Here is a 7,980-nt window from a genome sequence, read left to right on the forward strand (position 1 = left end):
TGCCCTTGCGGTGCGGGGCTGGCCTGTTAACGGAGTCTGTCTGTGATGTATTCCGCTTTCCAGACACTGGATGAAGTGTTCGAGCTGCTCTCCCGCCGCGGTCATGCCCTGTATGGCGGCGAGGCCGTCAGCCAGCTGGAGCATGCCTTGCAAAGCGCACTGGCCGCCGAGCAGTCCGGTGCCGATGCCAGCCTGATCACCGCGGCCTTGTTGCATGACATCGGCCATATCGTGTGCGAACAGGGCGATGACGATGTAGCCAATGGCGTGGACGACCACCATGAGGCAGTTGCCGTGCAGCTGCTGTCCACCTTGTTTGGTGATGAAGTCTGCCTGCCCATTGCCCTGCACGTTGCCGCCAAACGTTACCTGTGCCACAGCGAAACGGGCTATCTGGACAGCCTGTCCACGGCTTCGCGGCTGTCGCTGGCCTTGCAAGGCGGGCCGATGTCTGCGACCGAAGCCGAACGTTTCATCCGCCGCCCGCACGCTACGGCTGCCCTGGACCTGCGGCGGCACGACGACGTGGCCAAGACTCCGGCACTGCCCACCCCGCCCCTGCAGCATTACCGGCTGATTGCCGCCCAAGCCCTGAAAGCACAGCCATGAAGCCTGACCCTGCCTTCCTGCTACAACAAAGCGGTACCGCAGACGCCACCGCGCAGCCCTATCTGCAACTGCGCGGCATCAGCAAACGCTTTGGCAGTCACACCGTGCTGAACCAGCTGGACCTGAACGTCAACAAGGGCGAGTTCGTCTGCCTGCTGGGCCCCTCCGGCTGTGGCAAGACCACCTTGCTGCGCCAGATTGCCGGGCTGGACCTGCCCGAGACCGGCCACATCATCATGGCCGAACGCGATATCACCCTGCTGCCACCGGCCAGACGCGACTACGGCATCGTGTTTCAGTCCTATGCGCTGTTTCCCAATCTGGATGTCGCCGCCAATATCGCCTACGGCCTGTCCGGCCGGCGCGCGGACAAACAGCGGCGGGTGAGCGAGTTGCTGGCCCTGATCGGCCTGGACGGCATTGCCGCCAAGTACCCGTCTCAACTGTCCGGCGGGCAGCAGCAACGGGTGGCGCTGGCGCGCGCGCTGGCTACCTCGCCCTCGCTGCTGTTGCTGGATGAACCGCTTTCCGCGCTGGATGCCCGGGTACGCGAGCATCTGCGCCGGGAAATCCGCAGCCTGCAACAAAAGCTGGGCATCACCACCATCATGGTGACGCATGACCAGGAAGAAGCACTGACCATGGCTGACCGTGTGGTAGTGATGAATGCCGGCTGCATCGAACAATGCGGCAGCCCGCTGGAGGTGTACCGCAATCCCGCCACCCGTTTTGTCGCCAGCTTTGTCGGCCAGGGCAATTTCCTGCCCGCGCGTGCGCTGGGTACAGACCGGATTTGCTTGGGCGAACAGCAGCTGCAGCTGCCGCATCCCCACTTGCGCGGGGACGGCCAGGTGCTGGAGGTGTTCATCCGCCCGGAAGACATTGTGCTGCATGCGCAATGGCCGGCCACCGCCGATGCCGTGCTGGCGGATGTCGGCAAAACCGAATTGCTTGGTGCAATCTACCGCCTGCATCTGCAGGTACCTGCCTGGGGCGGGGCCAACATTCAGGCCGACCTCAGCCACAGCCAGCTGGAACAGCTGGATGCCAGCCCGCAACGCAGGCTGGGCGTATCGCTAAACCTGGCACGCTGCCAGCTGTTTGATGGCAACGGGGGGCACGCATGCCTATCCTGAGACGCTCCCGCCGCCTGGCCGCCAGCGTGGATGAAACCCTGGCCGGAGTGCTGCAGTGGCTGTTGCTGGCCGTGCTGGTGGTGGCGGTATTGCTGCCGCTCTCAGCCATCCTGGGCAAGGCCCTGACCGATGGCGACGGACAATTTGCCGGCTTCATGCAAATCAGCAAGACGCTGTCACAGCCCGGACTGCTGCGTGCCATCAGCGGCAGCCTACAGGTGGCGGTGCTGAGTACCCTGCTGGTGGTTCCGCTGGCCTATGGCTATGCCGCCGCACTGTGCCGGGTGCAACTGCCCATGCGCGGGCTGTTCCGTCTGCTCGCCCTGCTGCCCTTGCTGGCACCATCCTTGCTGCCCGGCATTTCACTGGTTTATCTGTTTGGCAATCAGGGCTTGCTGAAAGAATGGCTGCCCGGCGGCAGCATCTACGGGCTGACCGGCATTGTGCTGGGCGAGGCCTTTTACACCTTCCCGCATGCGCTGATGATCCTGCTCACCGCGCTCGCGGTGGGTGATGCCCGGCTGTATGAAGCAGCAGGCACGCTGGGCGCGGGCCGGGTGCGACAGTTCCTCACCATTACCCTGCCGGGCAGCCGTTACGGCGTGGTATCAGCTGCGCTGCTGGTATTCACCCTCACCGTGACAGATTTCGGTGTGCCCAAAATCATCGGCGGCGCCTTCCCGGTGCTGGCCGTGGAAGCGTACAAGCAGGTGATCGGCCAGCAGAACTTTGCCCAGGGCGCGGTCATCGGCTTGCTGCTGCTATTGCCGGCTGTTCTCTCTTTTATGCTGGACCAAAGACTGCAGCGGCGGCAGCAAGCGCAACTGTCAGCCAAGTCCCAACCTCTGCAGGCCTTGCGCGGCTGGCCTGCGCGCCTGCTGGCACTGGCCTTTTGCAGCCTGATTGGTGCTGGCCTGCTACTGATGATGGGCACGGCCATTGCCGCTGCCTTTATCCGGCAGTGGCCCTACCAGATGACATTCACCCTGGCGCACTTCAATTTCGACCAGGTGGATGGTGGCGGCTGGCTGGCATTCGGCAACAGCCTGCGCATGGCACTGGCCACTGCGGTAGTGGGCAGTAGTCTGGCTTTCCTGGGGGCATGGAGCAGCTGCAAGTTGCCTGCTGCCAGACTGGGCAGCAACCTGCTGCATGCAATTGCCATGCTGCCGATGGCAGTGCCGGGTCTGGTGCTGGGGCTGGGTTATATCTTCTTCTTCAATAGCAATGCCAACCCCTTGCATGGCTTGTACGGCAGCATGGCCATGCTGGTACTGTGTACGGTGGCGCATTACACCACCACGGCGCACATGACGGCACGCACCGCGCTGACACAGCTGGACCCGGATTTCGAACCGGTGGCCGCCTCGCTCAAGGTGCCGCTGTGGCTGACGCTGTGGCGTGTCACCTTGCCAGCCTGCCTGCCCGCCATTCTGGAGATTTCCCGCTACTTCTTTGTCTCGGCCATGACCACGGTGTCGGCTGTCATCTTCCTGTACACCCCGGATACCGTGCTGGCCGCAGTGGCAGTACTGAACATGGATGATGCTGGCGACACCGCTGCCGCCGCCGCCATGGCCACGCTGATCGTGGCCAGTGCCGCCGTGGTCTGCCTGCTGTTTGCCCTGCTGTCCCATGCCTTGCTGCGGCAGCACCAGCGCTGGCACCAACCGGCAGCACACTAACTCTCTTGCACCGGGCCTTGCCCGGTTTATCTGACCTCCGAAAGACATCTAGATCACTGGAACAACCATGCGTGAACCCATCTTGCTGACCCCCGGCCCGCTCACCACCAGCCTGGCCACCAAAACCGCCATGCTCAAGGACTGGGGCTCCTGGGACCATGACTTCAACACTCTCACCGCCAGCGTATGCAGCGACCTGCTGGCCATCGCCCACGGCACGGCAGAACATGTTTGCGTCCCGCTGCAAGGCTCCGGCACTTATGCGGTGGAAGCGGCCATTGCCAATCTGCTGCCGCGTGAGGGCAAGCTGCTGGTGCTCATCAACGGTGCCTACGGCAAGCGCATGGCGCTGATTACCCACACCCTGGGCCGTGCATTCAGCGTGTATGAAACCGCAGATGATCAAGTACCGGAACCCGCCGTGATCGCCCGGCTGCTGCAAGAAGACCCGGCCATCAGCCATGTCGGCCTGATTCACTGCGAAACCAGTACTGGCATCCTCAACCCGCTGGCCGAGATAGCTGCCGTGGTGCACGCAGCGGGACGCAAGTTGATTGTGGATGCCATGTCCAGCTTTGGCGCACTGGATATCGATGTTGGCCAGCTGCATGCCGAAGCGGTGATTGCCAGCAGCAACAAATGCCTGGAAGGCGTGCCCGGCATGGGCTTTGTCATCATGCGGCGTGACAGCCTGCTGGCCAGCCGCGGCAACAGCCACTCGCTGGCGCTGGACCTGCTGGCGCAATACGAATACATGCAATCCACCGGCCAATGGCGCTTCACTCCGCCCACCCATGTGGTGGCCGCCCTGCGCCTGGCACTGGACCAATACCTGGCCGAAGGCGGCCAGCCGGCTCGCCTGGCCCGTTACCAGCGCAATGCAGCCGTCCTGCAACACCAGCTGCAACAGGCCGGCTTGCAACTGTTTCTGCCCGCCGCCCTGCAAGCGCCCATCATCCTGACCGTCCGCGCGCCCGCGCATCCGGACTATCGCTTTGACCAGCTGTACGCAGCCGTGCGTGACAAGGGCTTTGTGCTCTACCCCGGCAAGCTCACCAGCCAGGAGACCTTCCGTGTCGGTTGCATCGGCGCCATCGACGAGGCCGAACTGGAACAAGCCTGCCACGCCATCATCACCACCATCCGCGAACTCGGCTGGACCACACAAGGAAACTGAACATGCAAGGCTATCAACATCTGGAAGCAGTGATTTTCGACTGGGCAGGCACCGTGGTGGACTTCGGCTCCTTTGCCCCCACCCAGGTACTGATCGACGTATTCGCTGCCCAGGGCATCGCAGTGAGCATGGCCGAAGCCCGCATCCCCATGGGCCTGGCCAAGTGGGACCACATCAAGGCGCTCGGTCAGCTACCGGAGGTAGCCGCCCGCTGGCAGGCGCGCTTTGGCAGCCCCATGCAGGATACGGATGTCGACCGGCTGTATCAGCAGTTCATGCCTTTGCAGGTGGAACGGGTGGGTGAATATTCGGCACCGATTCCGGGCGCCATCGACACCATCAATCAGCTGCGGGCCCGTGGTTTGAAGATTGGCAGCTGCTCCGGCTATCCGCGTGTGGTGATGGACCGCCTGCTGCCGCTGGCCGCCGCCGCCGGTTATGCGCCGGACCACACCGTGGCCACCGATGACCTGCCGGCAGGCGGCCGCCCCGGCCCGTGGATGGCGCTGGCCAATGTACTGGCGCTGGCGCTGAAGGATGTGCGTCATTGCGTCAAGGTGGATGACACCGTCCCCGGCATTGCCGAAGGCCTCTGCGCCGGCATGTGGACTGTCGGCCTGTCTGCCAGCGGCAATGCAGTTGGCCTGACAGCGGAAGAATGGCTGGCGCTCACCCCGGAACAGCAGGACAGCCACCGCCAGCCGGCAGCCAGCCAGCTGATGGCGGCAGGCGCGCATTATGTGGTGGATACCATTGCCCAGCTACCGGCGGTGCTGGCGCTGATTGACACCAGAATGGCCCAGGGTGAGCGCCCATGAGCCAGCTTCCCTACTGGCTGGCCGAAGCGCTGGCCGCCGAGCGCAGCCCGCCACGGCCCGCGCTGCAGGGCAGGCAGCGTGCCGATGTCTGTATTGTCGGCGGCGGATTCACCGGCCTGTGGACCGCCATCATGTGCAAGCAGGCCAGGCCGGACTGGCAGGTGGTGCTGCTGGAGAAGGCCCGCTGCGGCAGCGGTGCCTCCGGCCGCAACGGTGGCTGCATGCTGACCTGGTCTACCAAGTACCCCTCGCTGCGCCGCTGGTTTGGTGACAGCGAAGCCAGCCGACTGGTACAGGCATCCGAACAGGCGGTGGCCGACATCGCCCGCTTTTGCCAGCAACACGCCATTGACGCCGACATCCGGCTGGGCGGGGCCGTGTATGCAGCCAGCAACCCGGCCCAAGTTGGCCGGCTGGCCCCGGTCCTGTCCATGTTGCAGCAACACGGCTTGAGCAGCTGGAGCGCCCTGCCCGCAGCACAAACCCAGGCACTCAGCGGCGCTGCCCTGCTACAGGACGGTCACTACAGCCCGCACGCGGGCAGCCTGCAACCGGGCAAACTGGTACGGGGACTGTTGCGCGTGGCCAGCGAAATGGGGGTACAGGTTTATGAACACAGCGCCATGACCCAGCTGCAAGAGGACGGACAGGTCAGGCTGCATACTGCGCAGGGTCAGGTGGAAGCCAGCCAGGCCGTGCTGGCACTGAATGCCGACATGCCCGGACAGTTTCCGGCCTTTGCCAACAGCATTCTGCTGGTTTCGTCCGACATGATCATCACCGACGCCCGCCCCGGGGAAATCAGCGCGCTGGGGCTGGACCGTGGCCAGGCAGTATGCGACCTGCGTACCTTCGTCCACTACTGGCGCAGCACACCGGACGGACGGCTGATGCTGGGCAAGGGTGGCAACCACATTGCCTTTGGCAACCGCATGCAAGCCTGTTTCGACCAGCCCAGCCGTCATGCGGCAGCCTTGCGGCACACCATGGGGCAACTGTTTCCCAGTCTTGCCACCGCACCGGTCGTGCAAAGCTGGACCGGCGCGTCGGATCGCTCTGCCAGCGGTTTTCCCTTTTTTGGCCGCCTGCCCGGCCACCAACGGGTACTGTACGGGCTGGGTTATTCCGGCAACGGCGTGGTGCAGTCCCATCTGGGCGGACGCATCCTGTCCTCGCTGCTGCTGGGCCAGCGCAACGCCTGGACCGAGAGCGGGCTGGTGCGCGGCCCGCTGGCACACTTTCCGCCCGAACCGCTGCGCTGGTGCGGCGCCATGCTGGTACGCAATGCCATACGCCGCATGGAACTGGCCGAAGACCAACAGCGCAAACCACGCTGGCTGGATGCACGACTGGCCGCCCTTGCAGGCATGGCCGGCAAGGCAGACCCGGCCCGGCCGTTGCCATCTGGACGTTAACGCATCGCGCATCAACATCACGGCTGATTGATCCCTTGATCAGCGCAGGCCCGGTGCAATGCAAGCACCTGTGCCGGGCCATTGATTTATCAATAAAATATATAAACTTATATAATATAAATAAAAATATAGAGAGCGAGATTACTTATCATGGCTTGAGCACATAACAACACGTCATGGGATAAGTGATGACACAACGAGGAATCTGGATAGCAGTAACGCTGCTGGGGCTGGCACCAGCCAGCTGGGCCACCAATGGGTATTTTGCCAATGGGTATGGCGTCAAATCAGAAGGCATTGCCGGCATCGGCATTGCCCTGCCACAGGATACGCTGGCCATAGCGTCCAATCCGGCGGGCCTGACCAGCGTCGGCAACCGGCTGGATGTAGGAGTCAATCTGTTTACCCCAAAACGCTCCGCCACCATCAGCGGCAATGGGGCCGGGCTGAACGGCCAGTACGATGGCAATGCCACCCGCGATTTTGTCATTCCAGAGCTGGGATACAGCCAGCAACTGACTCCTGAGCTGGTGGCCGGTATTGCCCTCTATGGCAATGGCGGCATGAATACCGATTATCAGCGCAACCCCTTTGCAGCCGTGGGCGGCAAAGGCAGTGCCGGGGTTGAGCTGTCCCAGCTGTTTGTCTCTCCGGCCATTGCCTGGAAGCTGAACGAAACGCAAAGCCTGGGCGTGGCCTTGAATCTGGCTTACCAGACATTCACCGCCAAAGGGCTGGATGGCTTTGCCAGTTTCTCATCCTCATCGGCCAATCTGGATAGCAATCAGCGCGACAGCTCAACCGGTGTAGGGCTGAGGCTGGGCTGGACTGGCAAGCTGGCCGAGCAATGGACGCTGGGTGCCACCTAGTCCTCCCGTATCCGCATGAGCAAGTTCAACGATTACCGCGGCCTGTTTGCCGATCAGGGCGACTTTGACATCCCGGAAAACTACGGTGTCGGTTTGAGCTACCAGCTGACGCCAAACGTATTGCTGGCGGGGGAATACCAGCGCATCCGCTTCAGTGAGGTCGGCTCGATCGCCAACAGCGTGGACAGCCTGTTTAGCAGGCTGTTGAATTACCCGTCAGCCGAGCGCAGTCCTGTCTTTGCTTGCGCATGACGCATGCTTTGATCTGTCT

General features: G+C 62.9%; 8 protein-coding genes. All 8 read left to right on the forward strand.

The genetic code is table 11. The annotated features are described in order from the left end of the window. Window positions 1-45: 45 nt before the first annotated feature. The 8 genes from HWX34_RS00905 (at window position 46) to HWX34_RS00940 (ending at window position 7,961) form a co-directional block, all read left to right on the forward strand. Window positions 46-609, forward strand: coding sequence for a phosphonate degradation HD-domain oxygenase (locus HWX34_RS00905; protein WP_178970573.1), 564 nt, complete (start codon window positions 46-48; stop codon window positions 607-609). Beyond that, window positions 606-1,745, forward strand: coding sequence for a putative 2-aminoethylphosphonate ABC transporter ATP-binding protein (locus tag HWX34_RS00910; protein WP_178970565.1), 1,140 nt, complete (start codon window positions 606-608; stop codon window positions 1,743-1,745). Before HWX34_RS00905 ends, HWX34_RS00910 begins: the two co-directional genes overlap by 4 nt. After that, a complete protein-coding gene (locus HWX34_RS00915) occupies window positions 1,733-3,430 on the forward strand; it encodes a putative 2-aminoethylphosphonate ABC transporter permease subunit (protein WP_178970566.1) in 1,698 nt (565 codons plus the stop codon). Before HWX34_RS00910 ends, HWX34_RS00915 begins: the two co-directional genes overlap by 13 nt. Before the next feature lie 67 nt (window positions 3,431-3,497). Further along, on the forward strand, window positions 3,498-4,607 hold the full coding sequence (locus HWX34_RS00920; protein WP_178970567.1) for a 2-aminoethylphosphonate--pyruvate transaminase: 1,110 nt from the start codon (window positions 3,498-3,500) through the stop codon (window positions 4,605-4,607). Window positions 4,608-4,609: 2 nt separating this feature from the next. Then, the gene (gene phnX / locus HWX34_RS00925; RefSeq protein WP_178970568.1) at window positions 4,610-5,425 is read left to right on the forward strand and encodes a phosphonoacetaldehyde hydrolase; all 816 of its coding nucleotides are present in this window, start codon (window positions 4,610-4,612) and stop codon (window positions 5,423-5,425) included. Then, window positions 5,422-6,840 carry an FAD-dependent oxidoreductase gene (locus tag HWX34_RS00930; RefSeq protein WP_178970569.1) on the forward strand — a complete coding sequence of 473 codons (1,419 nt, stop codon included), beginning with the start codon at window positions 5,422-5,424 and terminating at the stop codon, window positions 6,838-6,840. Before phnX ends, HWX34_RS00930 begins: the two co-directional genes overlap by 4 nt. A 188-nt stretch (window positions 6,841-7,028) precedes the next feature. After that, on the forward strand, window positions 7,029-7,709 hold the full coding sequence (locus HWX34_RS00935) for an OmpP1/FadL family transporter (RefSeq protein ID WP_178970570.1): 681 nt from the start codon (window positions 7,029-7,031) through the stop codon (window positions 7,707-7,709). 15 nt (window positions 7,710-7,724) lie between these two features. Further along, window positions 7,725-7,961 carry a hypothetical protein gene (locus HWX34_RS00940; RefSeq protein WP_178970571.1) on the forward strand — a complete coding sequence of 79 codons (237 nt, stop codon included), beginning with the start codon at window positions 7,725-7,727 and terminating at the stop codon, window positions 7,959-7,961. Window positions 7,962-7,980 lie beyond the last annotated feature (19 nt).

The sequence above is a fragment of the Aquitalea sp. LB_tupeE genome, from assembly GCF_013391415.1.
GTDB lineage: Bacteria > Pseudomonadota > Gammaproteobacteria > Burkholderiales > Chromobacteriaceae > Aquitalea.

Bases quoted from the DNA above. Each gene is read 5' to 3' on its own strand.
- HWX34_RS00905 (WP_178970573.1), top strand. From the start codon at position 46: ATGTATTCCGCTTTCCAGACACTGGATGAAGTGTTCGAGCTGCTCTCC.
- phnX (WP_178970568.1), top strand. From the start codon at position 4,610: ATGCAAGGCTATCAACATCTGGAAGCAGTGATTTTCGACTGGGCAGGC.
- HWX34_RS00930 (WP_178970569.1), top strand. From the start codon at position 5,422: ATGAGCCAGCTTCCCTACTGGCTGGCCGAAGCGCTGGCCGCCGAGCGC.
- HWX34_RS00940 (WP_178970571.1), top strand. From the start codon at position 7,725: ATGAGCAAGTTCAACGATTACCGCGGCCTGTTTGCCGATCAGGGCGAC.
- HWX34_RS00920 (WP_178970567.1), top strand. From the start codon at position 3,498: ATGCGTGAACCCATCTTGCTGACCCCCGGCCCGCTCACCACCAGCCTG.
- HWX34_RS00935 (WP_178970570.1), top strand. From the start codon at position 7,029: ATGACACAACGAGGAATCTGGATAGCAGTAACGCTGCTGGGGCTGGCA.
- HWX34_RS00915 (WP_178970566.1), top strand. From the start codon at position 1,733: ATGCCTATCCTGAGACGCTCCCGCCGCCTGGCCGCCAGCGTGGATGAA.
- HWX34_RS00910 (WP_178970565.1), top strand. From the start codon at position 606: ATGAAGCCTGACCCTGCCTTCCTGCTACAACAAAGCGGTACCGCAGAC.